The following is a 1,300-nucleotide window of genomic DNA, read 5'->3' as shown; positions in this document are numbered from 1 at the left end:
GTGACGGCGTGCCTTTTGCATAATGAGCCTACGAGTTACCGTTGCTGGCAAGGATAAGTGATTAAGTCATGGATCCGTAGCGAAAGCGAGTCTTAATAGGGCGCTTAAGTCAGTAGTGGTAGACGCGAAACCGTGTGATCTACCCATGGGCAGGTTGAAGTTTAGGTAACACTAAATGGAGGACCGAACCGTTTAACGCTGAAAAGTTTTCGGATGACCTGTGGGTAGGGGTGAAAGGCCAATCAAACTCGGAAATAGCTCGTACTCCCCGAAATGCATTTAGGTGCAGCGATGATCGATAGTTACTTAGAGGTAGAGCTACTGATTGGATGCGGGGGCTTCACCGCCTACCAATTCCTGACAAACTCCGAATGCTAAGTAATGATAATCATCAGTGAGGGCATGGGTGCTAAGGTCCATGTCCGAGAGGGAAAGAACCCAGACCATCAGCTAAGGTCCCCAAATGTATGCTAAGTTGAAAAAACGCGGTTTGATTGCCCAGACAGCTAGGATGTTGGCTTGGAAGCAGCCATTCATTTAAAGAGTGCGTAACAGCTCACTAGTCGAGCGATCGAGCATGGATAATAATCGGGCATAAGTATACTACCGAAGCTATGGATTTGCGCATTTAGTTGCGTGAGTGGTAGGGGAGCATTCTAACGGCGCAGAAGGTGATTTGTGAGAATTGCTGGAGCTTTTAGAAAAGAAAATGTAGGCATAAGTAACGATAAGGGGTGCGAGAAACACCCCCGCCGTAAGACTAAGGTTTCCTCAGCTATGCTAATCAGCTGAGGGTTAGTCGGGACCTAAGGCACACCCGAAGGGGGACGTCGATGGCCAACGGGTTAATATTCCCGTACTACTAATAATTGTGATGGAGTGACACAGTGATGAAAGCACCGCGAACTGACGGAATAGTTCGTTGAAGCACGTACCTATAGGTTTGATAGTAAAATGCGTCGAACTTGGAGAAATGCGATAGTACTTTGAGTCTTCGGACAACGAGATAGTGTGCCTAAGGGCTGTCAAGAAAAGCTTCTAAACTTAGATTATTAGTACCCGTACCGTAAACCGACACAGGTAGTCGAGGAGAGTATCCTAAGGCGCTCGAGAGATTCATGGCTAAGGAACTAGGCAAAATAGACCTGTAACTTCGGGAGAAAGGTCGCCAGCGCAAGCTGGCCGCAGTGAAAAGGTCCAGGCGACTGTTTATCAAAAACACAGGGCTCTGCAAAATCGTAAGATGACGTATAGGGCCTGACACCTGCCCGGTGCTGGAAGGTTAAGAGGAGATGTTATC

General features: G+C 47.7%; 1 rRNA gene. It reads left to right on the top strand.

Features of this window, described 5'->3' with window-relative positions:
• Positions 1-1,300, top strand: a 23S ribosomal RNA gene (locus AABL87_RS17675); the annotation flags it as partial.

The sequence above is a fragment of the Myroides sp. C4067 genome (genome assembly GCF_038039665.1).
Taxonomy (GTDB): Bacteria; Bacteroidota; Bacteroidia; order Flavobacteriales; family Flavobacteriaceae; genus Flavobacterium; species Flavobacterium odoratimimum.
The sequence above is the reverse complement of the archived record's forward strand: the minus strand, read 5'-3'. Positions and strand labels throughout refer to the sequence as shown.